This is a genomic window from Micromonospora sp. BQ11 (assembly GCF_052068135.1).
In the GTDB taxonomy this organism is placed as follows: domain Bacteria; phylum Actinomycetota; class Actinomycetes; order Mycobacteriales; family Micromonosporaceae; genus Micromonospora.
In genome coordinates this window covers 77,319-96,005 of record NZ_JBQHDB010000015.1, presented here as the reverse complement: position 1 = coordinate 96,005, position 18,687 = coordinate 77,319, and the positions used below count along the sequence as shown (strand labels likewise).

Genomic DNA, 18,687 nt, shown 5'->3' with positions numbered 1-18,687 from the left:
GTGCGGATCACCGGAGCCGGGCGGTACGGCGTCAGCGGGTAGGGGGAGCCGTGCTCGCCCGAACGACCAGTGAGGGCGCGAGCAGGTGGGAGGTCGGCACCGATGTCTCCCCGGTCATCTGCTGCACGAGGACGCGGATGCTCTGCCGGCCGATCTCGGCGAAGTCCTGCCGCACGGTGGTCAACGGTGGCAGGTAGTAGGCGCACTCCGGTACGTCGTCGAAGCCGACCACGCTGACGTCCTCGGGGACCCGCAGGCCCCGCTCCTGAAGGGCCCGCAGGGCGCCCAGGGCCATGTGATCGTTGGCGACGAACAGCGCCGTCAGGTCAGGCTTGTCGGCCAGGAGCCGCGCCGCCTCGTAGCCCGACCGTGCCGACCAGTCGCCGACCACCGCCGCCGGTACGCGGCGGCGAGCCGCGCGTAGGGTGCTGCGCCAGCCCTCCGCGCGGGCCTCGGCTTCGGTCCAGTCCCGGGGCCCGGAGATGTGGTGGACGGTGCGGTGCCCCAGCGACAGCAGGTGCTCGACCACGAGCCGCGCACCGAGGTGCTGGTCGACCGCCACGCAGGGCACCACACCCAGCTCCACGCCCTCGACGCTGACCGCCGGCACCGACGGATCGAGGGCGCCGACGACCTGCGCGGCTGAGCGCAACGGGGCGATGACCACGATTCCGTCCACGGACTGGTCCACCAGCCGGTGCACCGACGCGCGCAGGTCCTCGGTGGTCAGGCGCTGCGCGCTGGCCACGCTGACGAAGTATCCGGCCTCCCGGGCGGCCTCCTCCAACCCGTGCAGGGTCGAAGCGGGGCCGAACAGGGTGGTGTTGAGCGCGACGACGCCGATCGTGTGGGACTTGCGGGTCACCAGGCTGCGGGCGGCGGAGTTCGGCCGGTAGCCCAGGGTCTCGATCGCCGCCTGCACCCGCTCGCGGGTGGCCGCGCGCACCCGCCAGGGCTCGTTGATGACGCGGGAGACGGTCATGTGCGAGACGCCGGCCAGGCGGGCCACGTCGCTCATGACCGGTACGCCGTCTGCGCCGGACGCGCCGCGACGAGGGCTTCGGCCGCCCTGGCTGGCTGCGCGCATAGGAGTCCTTTCCGGCCGGCGTTTCCGGCTTTCCGGCGCCATTGTTAACGCACACATCAGCGTCGCGTCAAGGTTGCCCACCCCTGACGGACGGGCGCGGCGCAGGTGGGTTGAACGCTACCGCACGGTCACTGGACCGGGACGGGGAGCGGTCGGTTGGTTCTTGACGGCACCGCATGTTGGCGCTAACAATGACGTTCATCCCGACGCTGCCACTGCCGCAGCCGTCCGAAGCGGGCGTGACCGAGGGCCTCTGCCCTGGTCGCGGTCGTGACGAATGGCCTGCTGGGGCGACGAGCGGCGGGTCCGCTCCACCCGCCACCTCCGCACCTGCCCCGCCCGTCCCCATGCTCCGGATGTCCCGTGGTGCCCCGCACGGGACCACCGGCCTCCACCCCGCCCCTCCCAGGGTTGTCCGACGCTCCGTCGAATGTCGGACGTGCCCAGCCGCGCGCCAGAATGTGAGCGTTAACATGGCTTACGTCGTAGGAGTCGACTTCGGCACCCTCTCCGGGCGTGCCGTCGTGGTCAGCACCGATGACGGCACCATCCTCGGCGGTGCCGTCCACCCGTACCCGCACGGCGTCCTCGACCGCGAACTCCCCGCGACACGGACGTCACCGGCATCCCCGCTGCCGCCCGACTGGGCGTTGCAGGTGCCGGCGGACTACGTCGAGGTGCTGAAGAACGCCGTGCCCAAGGCGGTGGCCGAGTCGGGCGTGGCACCCGGCGACGTCGTCGGCATCGCCACCGACTTCACCGCCTGCACGGTGCTGCCCACCCGGGCCGACGGAACCCCGCTGTGCGAGCTGCCCGACCTCGCCTCCCGCCCGCACTCCTACGTCAAGCTGTGGAAACACCACGCCGCTCAGGGACAGGCGGAGCGCATCAACGCCGTCGCGGCCGAGCGGGGCGAGCCGTGGCTGGCGCGCTACGGTGGCCGGATCTCCTCGGAGTGGCAGTTCGCCAAGGCGCTGCAGGTGTTCGAGGAAGACCCCGACATGTACGCCCGCACCGAGCGCTGGATCGAAGCCGCCGACTGGATCGTCTGGCAGCTGTGCGGCCGGGAGACGCGCAACGCCTGCACCGCCGGCTACAAGGGCATCCACCAGGACGGCGGGTACCCTTCCCCGGCGTTCCTGGAGGCGCTCGCTCCCGGCTTCGGCGGCTTCGTCGCCGACAAGGTCGCGCATCCGCTGCTGCCGCTCGGGGCCCGGGCCGGCGGCCTGACCGAGCGGGCCGCGGCCTGGACCGGACTGCCGCCCGGCACGGCGGTGGCAGTCGGGAACGTTGACGCCCACGTCACGGCCCCCGCTGCCCGGGCGATCGACCCCGGGCAACTGCTCGCCGTCATGGGAACCTCCACCTGCCACGTGATGAACGGCGACCGGTTGGTCGAGGTACCGGGCATGTGCGGCGCGGTCCTCGGCGGGATCGTCCCGGGGGTGTGGGGGTACGAAGCCGGCCAGAGCGGCGTGGGTGACATCTTCGGCTGGTTCGTCACCAACGGCGTGCCGCCCGCTTACCACGAGCGGGCCGCCGCCGAGGGCACCGACCTGCACGAGTTGCTCAGCCGCCTCGGCGACGGCACAGCCGTTGGTGCACACGGCCTGGTAGCGCTGGACTGGCACGGCGGCAATCGCTCCGTGCTGGTCGACCACGAACTGTCCGGAGTGATCGTCGGGCTGACCACCGCCACCCGCCCCGAGGAGATCTACCGCGCGCTGCTGGAGGCCACCGCCTTCGGCACCCGCACGATCATCGACGCGTTCGTCGCGCGGGGCGTCCCGGTCGACGAGGTGGTGGTCGCCGGAGGCCTGCTCAAGAACGCGGTCCTCATGCAGATCTACGCCGACGTCACCGGCCGCCCGCTCAGCGTCATCGACTCCGCCCAGGGACCGGCCCTCGGCGCTGCCATGCACGCCGCCGTCGCCGCCGGCGCCCATCCCGACATCGCAGCGGCCTCCGCCGCGATGGGCCGTGTCCTGCGGCACGTGTACCGCCCGGACCCGGACCGACAGGTGGCCTACGACGAGCTCTACCGCGAGTACCGGTTGTTGCACGATCACTTCGGTCGCGGCGCCAACGAGGTCATGCACCGGCTGCGCGCCCTGCGTCGACAGGCGGTGACCGCATGAGCGCCGACGGCACGCCCGCCGAGCGGGTCGCACGCGTGCGCGAGGAGGTCTGTCGCCTGCACGCCGAGCTGGTCCGGTACGGGCTCGTGGCCTGGACCAGCGGCAACGTCTCGGCCCGGGTGCCCGGCACCGACCTCGTGGTCATCAAGCCGAGCGGAGTGGGCTACGACGACCTGACCCCGGAGTCGATGGTCGTCGTCGACCTCGACGGCACCGTCGTCGACGGTGACCTCGCGCCCTCCAGCGACACCGAAGCCCACGCGTACGTCTACCGAGCGATGGCCGACGTCGGGGGAGTGGTGCACACGCACAGCCCGTACGCCACCGCCTGGGCCGCCCGTGGCGAACCGGTGCCCTGCGCGCTGACCGGCATCGCCGACGAGTTCGGCGGGGAGATCCCCGTCGGCCCGTTCGCGCTGATCGGCAGCGACGCGATCGGCAAGGGCATCGTCGAGACGCTCAGCGGGCACCGCTCGCCCGCCGTTCTCATGCGTAACCACGGCGTCTTCACCATCGGCAGCACGGCCCGGGCCGCGGTCAAGGCCGCCGTGCTGACCGAGGACGCTGCCCGGGCGGTGCACCTGGCCCGCTGCCTCGGCGACGTGCCCACCCTCGCCCAGTCCAACGTCGACGCCCTGTGGGCCCGCTACCAGAACGTCTACGGCCAGCGCTGAAGACGGCCATCGACCAGCCCTCGAAATCAATGAGGAGAGGACCAGACATGCCGCAGATCGCCCGCCCCCGGATCGGGGTGCTCGGCATCATGCAGGAGCTCTACGACCACATGATCCCCGGCATCACCGAGCGGCAGGGCAGGTACGCCCAGCAGGTCGCCGACCAACTCGCCGGAGTCGCGGACTTCGTCGTCGCCCCACCGGTGAAGAACCGCGCCGACGCGGAACGGGTCGTGCGTCACCTGGAGGCCGAGAACGTCGACGGGATCCTTCTGGTCATGCTGACCTACGGACCGGCGATGCGGGTCGCCCGCCTGCTCAGCGAGAACCGGCTGCCGGTGTGCCTGGCCAACATCCAGCCCGAGCCCGCGGTCACCGCGGCGTGGGACATGGCCGACATGACGTACAACCAGGGTATCCATGGCGCGCAGGACACCGCCAACGCGATGGTCCGCGCCGGCCGGCCGTTCCACGTGCTGACCGACGACTGGAAGGCGCCGGCGTTCCGCGAGGCTGTCGACCGGTGGGCGCGGGCGGCTCGGGCGGCCACTGCGTGGCGGTCGCTCAAGGTCGGTGTCTTCGGATACGCGATGAACGAGATGGGCGACATCCGGGTCGACGAGAACGCCCTGCTGCGCCGCCTCGGGCCCCAGATCAATGCGATCGCCCCCGGCGACCTGTGGCGTGGCATGGCGCAGGTGCCGGCCGACGCGGTCGCCCAGCTGACCGCCTGGGAAGACGCGACCTTCGCGGTCGATCCGGCGCTCACGCCCGTCGAGCGCGAGGACCACGCGCGCATGCAGCTGGCCATCGAGCAGATCCTCGACACCCGCGGCTACGAGGCGTACTCCACGCACTTCGACGCGATCGGCGAGGACGGCCGGTTCTCCCGCCTGCCGCTGGCCGCGGCGTCGTCGCTGATGGCCAAGGGCTACGGCTACGGCGCCGAGGGCGACGCCCTGGCCGCGACCATGGTGCACGCCGGACACCGGCTCGTCGGCGACGCGCACTTCACCGAGATGTACGCGATGGACTTCCCGACCGACTCGATCCTCATGAGCCACATGGGCGAGGGAAACTGGGCGGTCGCCCGCGACGATCGCCCGGTGCGGCTGATCAAACGCTCGCTCGGCATCGGCAAGCTCGAGGACCCACCCACCTTCCTCTTCCAGATCCGACCCGGGCCGGCCACCCTGGCCAGCCTCGTCTCGCTCGGCGGCGAAGGTTTCCGGCTCGTGGTCAGCGAGGGCGAGGTGCTCGACAGCCCCGAGCTGCCCGCCCTGGAGATGCCCTACGGACAGTTCCGGCCCGCCACCGGGGTGCGTGGCTGCATGGACACCTGGCTGCGCGCCGGCGGAACCCACCACATGGTCATGACGCTGGGCCACCACGGCACCGAGTGGGCGGTGTTCGGCGAACTCACCGGCATCGAAGTGGTGACCGCGTGAGCGCCGCACCGGCCTTCGGGCCCCGCCCGCAGCTGCCCTCGACGGTGCTGTTCGGCGCCGCCTACTACACCGAGTACCAGCTGACCCCGCGGCTCGACGCCGACCTGGACCTCATGCGCGAGGCCGGGTTCTCGGTGATCCGGGTCGGGGAGTCGGTGTGGTCGACCTGGGAGCCGCGCGACGGCGTCTTCGCGCTCGACTGGCTGCAACCGGTTCTCGACGGCGCTCGCGCGCGGGACATCGACGTCATCCTCGGTACCCCCACCTACGCGGTCCCGCCCTGGTTGCGCCGCAAGTACCCGGAGACCACCGCGCAGCGGCGCACCGGCGAGCCGATCCCGTACGGCCACCGCCAGGACGTCGACTACAGCCACCCCGCGTACCGCTACCACGCCGAACGGGTCATCCGCCGGGTCGTGGGGCGCTACGCCGACCACCCGGCCGTGATCGGCTATCAGGTCGACAACGAGCCGGGTGGCGAGGTGCTGCACAACCCCGCCCTGTTCGCCGGTTTCGTCGAGCGCCTTCGCGAGCGCTACGGCGACGTCGAGCGGCTCAATGACGAATGGGGCCTGACCTACTGGTCGCACCGTATCGACGACTGGGCCGAGCTGTGGACCCCCGACGGCAACACAACGCCCGCCTACGACCTGGCCTGGCGGCGCTACCAGGCCGAGATCACGTCGGACTTCATCCACTGGCAGGCCGGGATCGTACGCGAGATCGCCCGTCCGGAGCAGTTCGTCACCACCTGCCTGCAACTGGGCCGCCTGTCGCAGGACTTCGTCCACCTCGCCGGTGGGCTCGACGTGGCCACCAGCAACATCTACTACCGCATGCAGGACGCGTTCGCGTTGCCCGCCAACGGCCCCGAGGAGCCGCCGGGCTGGATCATGCCGGGCGGCGGGTCCAGCATCATGCTGCAGGCCGATCTGACCTACGGCCTGCGCGGCGAACAGTTCCTGGTCACCGAGACCAACGCCGGCTCCATCGACGGTTCGGACACCACCTACCCCGCCTACGACGGGCAGTGGCGCCAGGCGGCCTGGGCGATGGTGGCCCGCGGCGCGCGCATGGTCGCCTACTGGCACTGGCACACCAACCATTTCGGGCACGAGACCTACTGGGGCGGGGTGCTCGGCCACTCCCTCGAGCCGGCCCGCACCTACCGGGAGGTGGCCCGCCTCGGGACCGAGCTGCGCGTGGCCGGTGGCGCCTTCGACGGGTACGTGCCGGATGCCGACGTCACGGTGTTGTACGACCACGACAGCGCCCACGCGCTGCGCTTCATGCCGCCGTTCTCGATGCCCGACGGCTCAGGCCCGGACCCCGACCCCCACGGCCGCGTCCTCGGTCTCTGGTACCGGGCGCTGTTCTCAGCGGGGCTCAGCGTGGCGATGCGTACCCCGGCGCAGCTGGGCACCGACGTCGACGAACTGGTGCGCGAGCGGCCCGTCATCCTCGTCCCGGCGCTGTACGTCGCCGACGACGCCACCCTCGACCTGCTGGCCGCGTACGCCGAGGCCGGCGGACACCTGGTGCTCGGTCTGCGACCCGGGTACGCCGACACCGAGGCCCGTCCCCGCGTGGCGGTCATGCCCGGCAAACTGCGGCAGGTCGCCGGGCTGTCCTACACCGAGTTCAGCAACCTCGCGACACCCCTGCCGGTGCACGCCGAGGCGGACAGCGGCCTGGTCCTGCCGCCGGGCGCCGGCGCGACACGCTGGGCCGACGGGGTCGTGCTGGAAGGAGCCAGGACGCTGGTCCGCTACGAGCACCCGCACTTCGGCCGGTGGCCCGCGGTGACCGACCACGAGGCCGGGGCCGGCCGGGTCACCTACGTCGGCACCCTGCCCGACGAGCGGTTGGCGGCGGCCCTGGCCGGCTGGCTGCGTCCGGTGTCGGCCCGCACCGACCCGTGGCGCCGCAACCTGCCGGCGTCCGTGACCGTCACCGGCGGCACCTCGGTCGCCGGACGCCTGCGTGTCGTGCACAACTGGTCCTGGGAACCGGCGCGGATCGACGTCCCGGTGGCCGCCAGCGACCTACTCTCCGGCCTGGCGCTCGAAGCCGGGGAGCCCACGCCTCTGGGGCCGTGGGATGTGCGGGTGTTCGTCGAGCGCACCCCACCGGCCCGTACAGATGACAACGCACAGGAGGTAACACCATGACCATGCCCTCGGGACGCCCCACCCGGCGTTCCCTACTCCGCGTCTCGGCCGCGGTCCTGGCCGGCGCGACCCTTCTCGCGGGGTCCGGATGCTCCGGCGAGAGCGCCGACGACTCCACCGCGCCGGCGCGGGTCGACATGGCCGCCGAACTCGCCAAGCCCGCCGAACTCACCTTCTGGACCTGGGTCGACGGCATCGACAAGGAGGTGGCGCTGTTCGAGAAGAAGTACCCGAACATCAAGGTGAACGTCGTCAACGCCGGCCAGGGGCCAGCGCAGTACACCAAGCTGCGCACCGCGCTCAAGGCCGGCACCGGCGCCCCCGACGTCGTGCAGGTCGAGTACCAGTACGTCCCCACCTTCACCATCACCAAGGACCTGCTCGATCTTGCCCCGTACGGCGCCAACGACATCAAGGACCAGTTCGTGGACTGGACCTGGAGCCAGGTCAGCCGGGGCGACAAGGTGTACGCGATTCCGCAGGACACCGGCCCGATGGGCATGCTCTACCGGCGGGACATCTTCGAGAAGTACAAGATCGAGGTGCCGAAGACCTGGGACGAGTTCGCCGAGGCCGCCCGCAAGCTGCACGCCGCCGACCCGAAGGTGTACCTCACGAACTTCCTCGCCAACGACGGTGGCTTCGTCACCGGCATGGCGTGGCAGGCGGGTTCGCGGCCGTTCGCCGTCGAGGGCGACAAGGTGTCGGTGTCGCTCAACGACCCTGGCATGAAGAAGCTGACCGGGTACTGGGAGCCGCTGCTCAAGGAAGGCGTGATCTCCACCGACCCCGGCTTCACCGACCAGTTCTACCAGGGCCTGTCCAGCGGCAAGTACGCCACCTGGCTGACGGCGGCGTGGGGTCCGCTGTTCCTGCAGGGAACGGCGAAGAACACCTCCGGCAAGTGGGCCGCCGCGCCGTTGCCGCAATGGAACGCCGGCGAGAACGTCTCGGGCAACTGGGGCGGTTCCACCAGCGCCGTGACGGCCAAGACGAAGTACCCGGCGGCGGCGGCAGCGCTGGCCAAGTTCCTCAACAGTGACCCGGAGTCGACGAAGATGCTGGCCACCCAGCAGTTCCTCTTCCCGGCGACGAAGGCGGCGCTCAACGACCCCGCGGTGGCCGGGCAGAAACCGGAGTTCTACGGCGGCCAGGAAGTCAACAAACTCTTCGCCGGCATCTCCGACACCGTCCCGCTGGACTACCAGTTCAGCCCGTTCCAGGACTATGTGTACACCGCCATGGGCGACACCCTGGGCAAGGCGATGTCGCAGAAGGGTGACCTGACGCCGGCCCTCGACGCCTGGCAGAAGAGCGTCACCGACTACGCGACCAAGCAGGGCTTCACCGTCCAGGCCGGCTGACCGCCGGCGGCGCGCCGGCCGGGTCACGCCGGCCGGCGCGTACCACCACCCGTCACCCATCCGTCCCGCGCAGGAGCGCCGATGAGAACCTCCAACACCGCGACCGGCGTACCTCGGCCGGCGTCCGTTCGCCGAACCGCGTCGCCCGGAGCCTCCTCGGGGCCGGCGCGATCCCACACCGTCCACTCCCGCCGCCGCGGCACCCAGAGCCGAGCCCGGCACCGGGCGGCGTACGCCTTCGTCCTGCCATTCATGGCGTTGTTCGTCGGCATGCTCCTGGTACCACTGGGCTACGCCCTGTACCTCAGCCTGTTCACCGACCGGCTCATCGGTGGGACCGTCTTCGTGGGCCTGGACAACTACACCGACGTCCTCGGCGACGGGTTGTTCCGCGACGGCGTGCTGCGCATGGCGCGCTTCCTGCTGGTGCAGGTGCCGATCATGCTGACGCTGTCGCTGCTGTTCGCACTGGCCCTCGACAGCGCGCGGCTGCGCTGGGCCCGGCTCATCCGCCTGGGAATCTTCCTGCCCTACGCCGTACCGAGCGTCGTGGCCGCCCTCATGTGGGGCTACCTCTACGGACCGGACTTCGGGCCGATCGCGCAGAGCGTGCGCGGGCTGGGCGGGGAACCGCCGGACCTGCTCGGCGACGGATGGATGCTCGTCTCGATCGGCAACATCGTCACCTGGGAGTTCGTCGGATACAACATGATCATCTTGTACGCGGCACTGCGGTCGGTACCGCCCGACCTGTACGAGGCGGCCGCCGTGGACGGCGCCGGCGCCATCCGCACCGCCTGGTCGATCAAGATCCCCTCGATCCGCCCCGCGCTGGTGTTGACCCTCATCTTCTCGGTCATCGGCACCTTCCAGCTGTTCAACGAGCCGCAGGTCATGCGGGCGCTGGCGCCCGACGTCATCGGCAGTGCCTACACCCCGAACCTCTACGCGTACACGCTGGCCTTCACCAACCAGCAGCTCAACTACTCGGCGGCCGTGTCGTTCATGCTCGGTTTCGTCATCCTCGTCCTGACCTACGCCGTCCTGTTCGTGATGAACCGGGGGAACCGCCGATGAGCGCCACCACCGCGCCGACCGCCCACTGGTCGGCCGAGCAGAGCACCAGCCGACGCGGCCGGCCCGCCGGCAACTCGCTGGCGCAGCCGAGCAACCTGCTGACCGTCGCCATGCTCGCCGCACTGGTGTACTTCCTGCTGCCCCTGTTCTGGCTCGTCGTCGCCGCGACGAAGAGCAATTCCGGGCTGTTCTCCAGCTTCGGGCTGTGGTTCGACGGGACCGACGTCAACCTGCTGACGAACATCCGCGAGACCCTCACGTACCAGGACGGCATCTTCGTCCGGTGGCTCGCCAACACCGCCTTCTACGCGGTGGTCAGCTCCGGAGGCGCCGCGCTGCTGGCCACCGCCTGCGGGTACGCCTTCGCCAAGTACGACTTCCCGGGAAAGAACGGCATGTTCACCGCCGTGCTGGGCTCGATCATGGTGCCCTCGACCGCCCTGGCCATTCCGACGTACCTGCTGCTGAGCCGGGTGGGGCTCGTCGACACGCCCCTGGCGATCATCCTGCCGTCACTGCTGAGCCCGTTCGGGGTCTACCTCATGCGGGTCTACGCCGCCGGTGCCGTTCCCGACGGCCTCATCGAGGCGGCCCGCATCGACGGTGCGGGGGAGTTCCGGATCTTCTGGCAGGTGGCCTTCCGGCAGCTCGTGCCCGGCTTCGTCACGGTGCTGCTGTTCACGCTGGTCGCCACGTGGAACAACTACTTCCTGCCGCTGATCATGCTCAACGACCCTCAGTGGTTCCCGGTCACGGTGGGCCTCGCCCAGTGGAACGCGCAGGCCTCCGGCGGTGGCGGCGCCCAAGCGCTGTTCTCCATCGTCATCACCGGATCCCTGCTGGCGATCGTGCCCCTGGTGGCGGCCTTCCTGCTGCTGCAACGCTACTGGCAGTCCGGTCTCGGCGTCGGTGGCGTCAAGGAGTGACCGGCGGCACGGCGACGACATCCGTCTCGTCGGTCACCGAGGTGACGGCGGCAGCGCCGGGTTGTCGAGCCAGGCGGCGAACAGACCGTCCAGGGGCTCACGGGCGAAACGCTGCGCGTGTGACCGGAACTGCTCGGTCGTCACGGTCGCGTGCCGGTGCTCGGCAACCCACGCCCGCAGGAGCGTGAAGAACGACTCGTCGCCGACCCTCTTGCGCACGGCGTGGATCGTCAGCGCGCCACGCTTGTAGACCAGCGGGTCGAACATCCGGTCGATGCCGGGATCCGCGACGACGACGTCGCGTGGGCGATCCGCGATCCACGCGTACCACTGCGCCGCCAGAGCGTCCGTCGGCAGGTCGCCGCAGACGCCCGACCACAGCCATTCGGCGTACGTGGCCAGGCCTTCGTTGAGCCAGATGTGCCGCCAGTCCGCCACCGTGAGACTGTTGCCGAACCACTGGTGGGCCAGTTCGTGCACGACAAGCCGCTCGTGCGTGCGCCGCCCATCGACGTGGTTCCTCCCGAAGACCGCCATGCCCTGCGCTTCGACCGGATCGTCGAGTTCGTCGTCGGCGACCACGACGACGTACTCCCGGAACGGGTACGGCCCGAAGAGCCGCTGCAACGCCGACATGATCTCGCCCTGCCGGCCGAAGTCGTGGGCGACGCGCCCGCGCAGTGCGGGCGGTGTCGCGGCGCGCTGCACCACTCCGCCGACCGCCAGGTCCACCAGCTCGTAGCGCCCGATCTGGACGCTCATCAGGTAGGGCGAGGTGGGCTCGTGCCGCTCGTACACCCAGGTCGTGCTGCCCGCGCCACGCCGCCGGGAAACGGGATCACCGGTCACCAGGACGGTGTACGGGGAGGAGGTCGTGACCGCCACCCGGAAGGCGGCCTTGGCGCCCGGCTGGTCGTCGCACGGGAACCACGACGGTGATCCGTTCGGCTGGCTGGCCACGAGCACCCCGTCGGTGAGTTCGTCCCACCCGATGTCGCCCCACCGGCCGGAGATGGGCACCGGCTTTCCCGCGTACCGGATGTCCACCCGAAAGGTGTCCCCGGTGCCGATCGGTCGCTCGGGCTTGATCTGGAGTTTGTCCGCCCGGTGGAGGTACTTCGCCGGCTGCCCGTCCACCCGGACGCTGTGGACGCGGAGCCGACCGAGATCGAAGGTGAACCGTGACAGCGGCTGCACGGCCACTGCCGTGATGTCCGCCCGGCCGGCGAGCCGGTTCGACACCACCCGGTAGTCGAGGTCGAGGTCGTAGTGCAGCACCCGGTAGCCGCCGTTGCCGTGCTCCGGGAGGTAGGAGTCGCCCGAGCGATCGGCGCCGGGCGTTGCGCCGCGCGACGCCGATGCCTTTGGATTCACGCGGGTCGCGCGGCCGGCGCCGGCCAGGTCGCGATCGGGTTGCCCAGCCACCGGCTGTCGCACGGAACAGCGTCGCCGCGGGTCACCAGGGAACCGGGGCCGACGGTGCTTCGCGCGCCGATGCTCGCGCCCGGCAGGACGATGCCGTGCGGGCCCAGCGCGGCACCCGCACCCAGTTCCACCGTATCCATGCTCATCACACGATCATGGAACAGGTGGGTCTGCACCACACAACCGCGGTTCACCGTGGCGCCGTCGCCGAGCCGCACCAGGTCGTACTCGGGCAGCCAGTAGGTCTCCAGCCAGACACCCCGGCCGACCTTCGCGCCGAGCGTGCGCAGCCACGCCGTGAGCAGCGGTGTGCCCGTCGCGAACCGGACCAGCCACGGCGCAGCGAGGACCTCGACGAACGTGTCGGCGAGTTCGTTGCGCCACACGAAGGAGGTCCACAGCGCGCGTTCCATGACCCGGAATCGTCCGACCAGCAGCCACTTGGCAGCCGTCGCGAGGGCGGCGGCGACGATCGCCGCCGCCAGCAGCACCGGACCCGAGGCGAGCACGGCCACCCACCACCCGGCGCTGCGCCAGACGAACGCGAACACGGCCAGGACGCCGACTGCCAGGCCGGCGGAGAACATCACCGGGACGATCCGGCACACCTCGATCGCGGCCCGCGCCAGCTTCAGCCGGACCGGCGGGTCGAAGGTACGGCTGGTCTCCGCGGCTTCCACCGTACGGCGCAGGGGCATCGGCGGCGCGCCGAGCCACGACGAGTCCTTCTTCGCCTTGCGCGGCGCCGACGACAGCACCCCGACAAGCCCACGCTTGGGCACCGACCTGCCGGGTGCCGTCATCCCGGAGTTGCCGAGGAACGCCTGTTTCCCGATGCGGGCCGGGGCGACACGCAGCCACCCGTGGCTCAGCTCGTACGTGGCGACCATGGTGTCGTCGGCCAGGAAGGCCCCGTCGGCAACCGTGGTCATGGTGGGCAGTGCGAGCACGGTGGACGCCTCCACCCCGCGCCCCACCCGGGCGCCCAGCAGCCGCAGCCACACCGGGGTGAAGAGGCTGGCGTAGAGCGGGAACAGCCCGACCCGGGCCATCCCCATCAGCCGCTCGGTGGTCCAGACCTGCCACGCCACCCGCCCCTGCACCGGGTGGTACCCGGCGCGCATGCCGATGCTGAGCGCCCGGACCGCCCCGAGCACCAGCAGCGCGTAGCCCACGACATAGGCGACGGTCGCCACCGCGACGGCGGCCAGCACAGCGCCGACCGTCGGTCGAACGGCGAGCGTCCAGCCGAGCAGCGCGAGGGCCGGCAGGGCGGCGACGACGGGTACCAGCCCCAGCAGCTGGGCGGTCGTCCCGTACGCGATCGGCCACAGGCGCGCCCCCGTCCGCGAGCGCGGGGGACGCTGCTCGGGCCACTCGGCGGAATCCTTGGCAGCGGGTGCGGCCGGCGAACCGGCCCAGCGCCGGTTCGCCGGTACGGCTCCGACCACGGTCGAGCCGGCGGCGATGCGTGCGCCCTTGCCGACCCGGGTGCCGGGCATCAGGGTGCTGCGCGACCCGATCCGGGCGCCGGCGCCGACACGGACCTTGCCGATGTGGACGACGTCGCCGTCGACCCAGTGGCCGGACAGGTCGACCTCCGGCTCGATCGCAGCGCCCCGGCCCAGCTTGAGCAGGCCGGTGACCGGCGGTGCGGAGTGCAGGTCGACGTCGGCGCCGATCTGCGCGCCCAGCGCCCTGGCGTAGGTGATCATCCAGGATGCTCCGGCGACGCTGGTGGCGCCGGACAGGTCGGCAAGCCGTTCGGCGGCCCACAGCCGCAGGTGCACGCTGCCACCGCGTGGGTAGCTGCCCGGGTGTACCCCACGCAGCAGCAGCCGCGCTCCGCCGGCGGCCAGGGCGATCCGGCCGAGCGGGCTGAACAGCAGTGCCCAGCCCAGCGCCACCCACCACCAGGACACGACCGGAGCCCAGGGTGCCGGGGCGAGCAGGGCGAGGGCGTTGCCGAGGGCGGCCAGGACGGTCAGCCAGCGCAGCCCGACCAACGCGAGCATCGGCACCATCAGCATGGCCTGGACCAGCCCGGCGCGCCGTGGCGTCGGCCGGACCTCCCGGCGCGTCGCCGCGGTGCTGTCGAGCGCGTCGAGCACGGCCGCGAGCCCCGACAGCCTCGGGTGACGGTAGATGTCCGCCACCGACACCCGGGGGTGCCGACGCCGGATCCACGCCACCAGTTGCGCCGCGTTCAGGCTGCCGCCGCCGTGGTGGAAGAAGTCGGCGTCCGCCTCGGAGGGGCGTACGCCCAGAACCTCCGCCCAGCCGCCGGCGAGCCAGTCCTCCGTCGCGGTCAGCTCACCCACCGCCTCCTCGGCGGCGGCCAGCGGCCAGGGAAGCGCCGCCCGGTCCACCTTGCCGGACGTCCGCGTGGGCAGCGCATCCACCACGGCCAGCATCGGCACGAGCGCGGCCGGCAGCTGCTCACGGATCCGCAGCCCCGCCGCCGCGGCGTCGAATGCGACGCCGTCGTGCGGAACCAGGTATCCCACCAGCAGTTGACCGCCCGCGGCGGTCCGCTGCACGGCGGCGGCAGCGCCGGCGACTCCCGGCAACGCCTGCAGCGCGGCGTCGATCTCACCCAACTCGATCCGACGTCCACCGAGCTTGACCTGTTCGTCGCCGCGGCCGACGAACAGAAGTCCCCCGGGCTCCGCCCGGACGATGTCCCCGCTGCGGTAGGCCCGCTGCCAGCCGAGCGCGGGCAGGACGGCGAACTTCTCGGCGTCCTTGGCCGCGTCCAGGTAGCGGGCGAGCCCCACCCCGCCGATCACCAGCTCGCCGGTCTCGCCCATCCGGACCGGGGCGCCGGAGGCGTCGACCACCGCGAGCTCCCAGCCGGCCAGGGGCAGCCCGATGCGTACCGGCCCCTCGCCGGTCAGTCGTGCGGCGCAGGCGACCACGGTCGCCTCGGTCGGCCCGTAGGTGTTCCAGACCTCGCGGCCCTCGACGGCCAGGCGCTGCGCGAGCTCCGGCGGGCAGGCCTCCCCACCGAAGATCAGCAACCGGACGTCCTCCAGCGCCTCGACCGGCCACAGCGCAGCGAGCGTCGGCACCGTCGACACCACGGAGACGCGCTGCTCGGCCAGCCAGGGACCGAGGTCGACGCCGCTGCGGACGAGTGACCGCGCAGCCGGCACCAGACAGGCGCCGTGCCGCCACGCCAACCACATCTCCTCGCAGGACGCGTCGAACGCCACCGAAAGCCCGGCCAGGACCCGATCCCGCGGGCCGATCGCCTCATCGGCCTCACCGGCGAGAAACAACTGCGCCTCGGCGTCCACGAACGCCGCCGCCGCGCCGTGGCTGACCGCGACACCCTTCGGGGTGCCCGTCGAGCCGGACGTGAAGATGATCCAGGCGTCGTCGTCCGGGCCGGGCCGGCCGGTCCGGCCCGCGGGGGTACGGCGCAGCGACACCGCCAGCCCGTCGCCGAGCACCGCGACGACACCTGCCTCGGCGAAGACGAGCTCGGCGCGCTCCTCGGGATCGTCGGCATCGACCGGCACGTAGGCCGCGCCGACCGCGAGGACACCGAGGATCGCCAGGTACAGCTCGGCCGTACCCGACGAGATCCGTACCCCCACCCGGTCGCCACGGCCGATCCCGTGCCGGGCGAGCGACATCCGCACGGCCTCGACCTCGTCGGCCAGTTCGCGGTACGTCAGTGTCGTGGCACCGTCGTCGAGAGCACCGGCCCCGGGGTGCGCGCGCACGGTGTGGTCGAGGATGTCGACCAGCGTGCGGCGGGGCGGAGCCGAGGAGGATCGGAACACCGCGGGGGTCACTGGTGCGGTGGAAGTTGGTGGAGGAGCGACCAGCTGTGGAGCAGTCGTCACGGTCACCGGGCGTCCACCATCTTCACCTCGCGGGCCAGCGTCAACCAGGCGTGCGGCATGCCGACCCGCCCTGGGCAGCCTTCAACGCTACGTCGCGCCGCCGGGAAGTGACGGCGTAGCAACGGCTTTCGTGTGCACCACCACAGCGAATCGTTCCGGAAACCGCCGATCGGCTGCCCCGCCGGGCCCCGACGACGTGGCGACGCCGCGCACCCCGCTTCTCAGGGGCGAGGCTGACCCGTTGCGTCGCGGGTGGCCGCGAGGAACTCGTCGACGGTGAGCGTCGCGTGCGAGATCAGCGGATACCGCAGGACCATCGCCTCGTACGCCGGTCTGCCGCCCATGGCGGCGGTGGCGTCAGTGATGGTGGTGACGTGGTAGCCGCGTTCCATCGCGCTGCGCGCGGTCGACTCGACGCACATCGTGCCGATCATGCCGCCGATCGCCAGGTACTCGACGTTGTGCTGGCGTAGCTGCACGTCCAGGTCGGTGTTGGCCAGGACGTCGATGTTCTTGTGGGGTGCAATGACCACCTCGTTCGCCTGGGGTGACAACTCCGGATGGAACTGGGCACCCCAACTTCCGGCCTCGAACATGCGGTTGTCGTACATCTCGCGGTGGATGCCGGACAGGTGCTTCCAGGTGGTGTAGTCGCTTTGGGTGTAGGACATGGGAGCGAAGAAGATCGGAAATCCCTGCGCGCGTGCTCCGGTGAGAAGACGTCTGATGTTGGCGAACGTGCCGATCCGGTCGAACTCCTCCTTGAACCCCGGGTACGCCTTGCCGCCTTCGGAGAACAACTCGTTGACGGTGTCGATGAGCAGCAGGCCGATGCGCCCGGTCTCGTACGCGGTGGTGGGCATGACAACTCCCTGCGGCAGCGCTGGCGGTCGACCTCAACGTAGCCTGCGCCCTGTCGACGGTTGCCGTGTTCGGCGGATCGGAGCACGACAGGGGCCGGTAGGTGCCGGGCCGGTCCGATCAGCCGGTCACGGTGTCGCTGACCCAGACGGGCTTCGCGTCGCTGTTGCGGTAGAGGACCAGGTTGCCGTCCTCCTGCAGCCACAGCGTCGCAGGGCCGTGACCGCCGGTCCGGGTGGACCAGGTGACCGTCCCATCCGCGCGGTGGAGGGCCAGGTTCCCGTCGGAGCCGTTGACCAGCCGCACGCCGTCCCGGGTGTTGGTTGCCCAGATTGCGGTGGCGGTGCCGCGCCGGTAGAGCACCAGGTTGCCGTCGTCCTGCAACCAGAGTTCGAAGCGGTCGTCGAGGGAGCGCAACCCGGCCCAGCGGCGCAGGGTCTGCCCGGTACGCAGATCGGCCGGTAGGGAGTCCGAGAGGCGGACCGACAGATCGCTGAAGATCGGCTCCTTCGGGGTGAAGTCCCGGGTCACCACCCCGAAGTTGCACTCCGGGTCGGCCGCGTCGACGCAGGCGTCCCGGTAGGAGAAGAGGAAGAGCGGTCCGGTGTAGCTGAGTGCGCGCCACATGTGCACGCCCTGGACCAGGTGGTCCCGGAGGGTCTCCCGGCTCAGCCCGGTCGCCCCGGAGGTGGGGTAGCCGAACTCGGTGCCCCAGATCTTCTTCGCCCCGTCACCGTGCTTGACCATGACCGACCGCAGGTAGGCCAGTTCACCACAGGGCGGCTTCTCGCCGGGCGGGCCGAACAGGTTCCACCAGCGGTTGACGCATTCCGGCCTGGCCGGACCCAGACCGGAGTTCCATGCCGGGTACGGGTGGTGCGCCACCGCGTCGAAGTACCGGCCGTACCCGTTGCGGTAGGCCCAGTCGAGCCAGAGCGCCGACTCGTTCGGGTTGCCGGTGCTGGTGACCGGGGCGCCGTTACCGGAGGCACCGGCGAGCACCACACAGTCCGCGCAGGCGGCGTGGATCCGGGGGTAGGCGAGCCTGACCAGCTGCCAGTAGCGGGCTTTCCGGTCGGTGGCGTAGTTGCCGAAGCCTTCCCGGCCGCCGGAGCGCCCGATGTTCGGCTCGTTCCAGACCTCGTAGGCGTGCACCCGACCGGCGAAGTGCTGCACGGTCGCGTCGACGATCGCGGTCCAGTCGGCGTCGTTCGTGGGGAACCACTTGTCGGTGCTGTTCCCGCCGTTGGCCCAGGGGGGCGCGTAGGCGAGGACCAGCAGCACCCGGATGCCCCGGGCACGGGCCGCGTCGACCACCGGGTCGAGCCGGTCCCAGCGCAGCGCGCAGGTACGACAGTCCTGCACGTACCACCAGTCGAGGTCGATGCGGATCATCGGTGAGCGGCCTGGGACGTAGACGACCATGTCGTCCAGCCTGCGAGCCAGCTGCGTATCGAGCAGGCCACTGCCCTCGGCGAAGCCGACGTCGAACGGGCCGTACGTGGACGCGATCGGCACGCCGGCCGGCAGCCGGTCGGTGGGGCCGGTGGCAGCGGGCGCTACGGCCAGGGCCACCAGCAGAAGCAGGGCGAGCACGGCAGACGGCAGTCGGCGGGCCCACCGACGGGTCCGGCTCGGCGACGTCCCGATCGAAGCGGTCAC

General features: G+C 71.2%; 12 protein-coding genes. 7 read left to right on the top strand and 5 right to left on the bottom strand.

Annotated elements, in window-relative coordinates:
* Positions 1-31: 31 nt before the first annotated feature.
* Positions 32-1,018 carry a LacI family DNA-binding transcriptional regulator gene (locus ACTMSW_RS26335; RefSeq protein WP_441183378.1) on the bottom strand — a complete coding sequence of 329 codons (987 nt, stop codon included), beginning with the start codon at positions 1,016-1,018 and terminating at the stop codon, positions 32-34.
* A 542-nt stretch (positions 1,019-1,560) separates the two neighbouring features.
* On the opposite strand from ACTMSW_RS26335, the gene araB reads away from it, so the two are divergent.
* The 7 genes from araB to ACTMSW_RS26300 all read left to right on the top strand — a co-directional run bounded on the left by araB (position 1,561) and on the right by ACTMSW_RS26300 (position 10,885).
* Positions 1,561-3,225 carry a ribulokinase gene (gene araB, locus ACTMSW_RS26330; protein WP_441183377.1) on the top strand — a complete coding sequence of 555 codons (1,665 nt, stop codon included), beginning with the start codon at positions 1,561-1,563 and terminating at the stop codon, positions 3,223-3,225.
* The gene (locus ACTMSW_RS26325; protein ID WP_441183376.1) at positions 3,222-3,899 is read left to right on the top strand and encodes an L-ribulose-5-phosphate 4-epimerase; all 678 of its coding nucleotides are present in this window, start codon (positions 3,222-3,224) and stop codon (positions 3,897-3,899) included. Before araB ends, ACTMSW_RS26325 begins: the two co-directional genes overlap by 4 nt.
* Positions 3,900-3,946: 47 nt before the next feature.
* Positions 3,947-5,347: an L-fucose/L-arabinose isomerase family protein gene (locus tag ACTMSW_RS26320; RefSeq protein ID WP_441183375.1), complete on the top strand. Its 1,401-nt coding sequence runs from the start codon at positions 3,947-3,949 to the stop codon at positions 5,345-5,347.
* The gene (locus ACTMSW_RS26315; RefSeq protein WP_441183374.1) at positions 5,344-7,518 is read left to right on the top strand and encodes a beta-galactosidase; all 2,175 of its coding nucleotides are present in this window, start codon (positions 5,344-5,346) and stop codon (positions 7,516-7,518) included. The genes ACTMSW_RS26320 and ACTMSW_RS26315 overlap by 4 nt, the downstream gene beginning before the upstream one ends.
* Entirely contained in the window at positions 7,515-8,882 is a 1,368-nt protein-coding gene (locus ACTMSW_RS26310; RefSeq protein WP_441183373.1) for an ABC transporter substrate-binding protein, read from the top strand. The genes ACTMSW_RS26315 and ACTMSW_RS26310 overlap by 4 nt, the downstream gene beginning before the upstream one ends.
* A gap of 81 nt (positions 8,883-8,963) precedes the next feature.
* Entirely contained in the window at positions 8,964-9,959 is a 996-nt protein-coding gene (locus ACTMSW_RS26305; protein ID WP_441183372.1) for a carbohydrate ABC transporter permease, read from the top strand.
* Entirely contained in the window at positions 9,956-10,885 is a 930-nt protein-coding gene (locus tag ACTMSW_RS26300) for a carbohydrate ABC transporter permease (protein WP_441183371.1), read from the top strand. The genes ACTMSW_RS26305 and ACTMSW_RS26300 overlap by 4 nt, the downstream gene beginning before the upstream one ends.
* A 33-nt stretch (positions 10,886-10,918) precedes the next feature.
* Here ACTMSW_RS26300 and ACTMSW_RS26295 read toward each other — a convergent pair whose 3' ends face one another.
* The 4 genes from ACTMSW_RS26295 to ACTMSW_RS26280 form a co-directional block, all read right to left on the bottom strand.
* Positions 10,919-12,259, bottom strand: a complete 1,341-nt coding sequence (locus ACTMSW_RS26295; protein ID WP_441183370.1) for a M1 family metallopeptidase — start codon at positions 12,257-12,259, stop codon at positions 10,919-10,921.
* Positions 12,256-16,170 (bottom strand): Pls/PosA family non-ribosomal peptide synthetase, encoded by a 3,915-nt coding sequence (locus tag ACTMSW_RS26290; RefSeq protein ID WP_441183369.1) that lies wholly within the window; start codon positions 16,168-16,170, stop codon positions 12,256-12,258. Before ACTMSW_RS26290 ends, ACTMSW_RS26295 begins: the two co-directional genes overlap by 4 nt.
* 215 nt (positions 16,171-16,385) lie before the next feature.
* Complete coding sequence (locus ACTMSW_RS26285) at positions 16,386-17,027, bottom strand: cysteine hydrolase family protein (RefSeq protein WP_441183368.1); 642 nt, start codon at positions 17,025-17,027, stop codon at positions 16,386-16,388.
* A gap of 118 nt (positions 17,028-17,145) precedes the next feature.
* The gene (locus ACTMSW_RS26280) at positions 17,146-18,687 is read right to left on the bottom strand and encodes a hypothetical protein (protein WP_441183367.1); all 1,542 of its coding nucleotides are present in this window, start codon (positions 18,685-18,687) and stop codon (positions 17,146-17,148) included.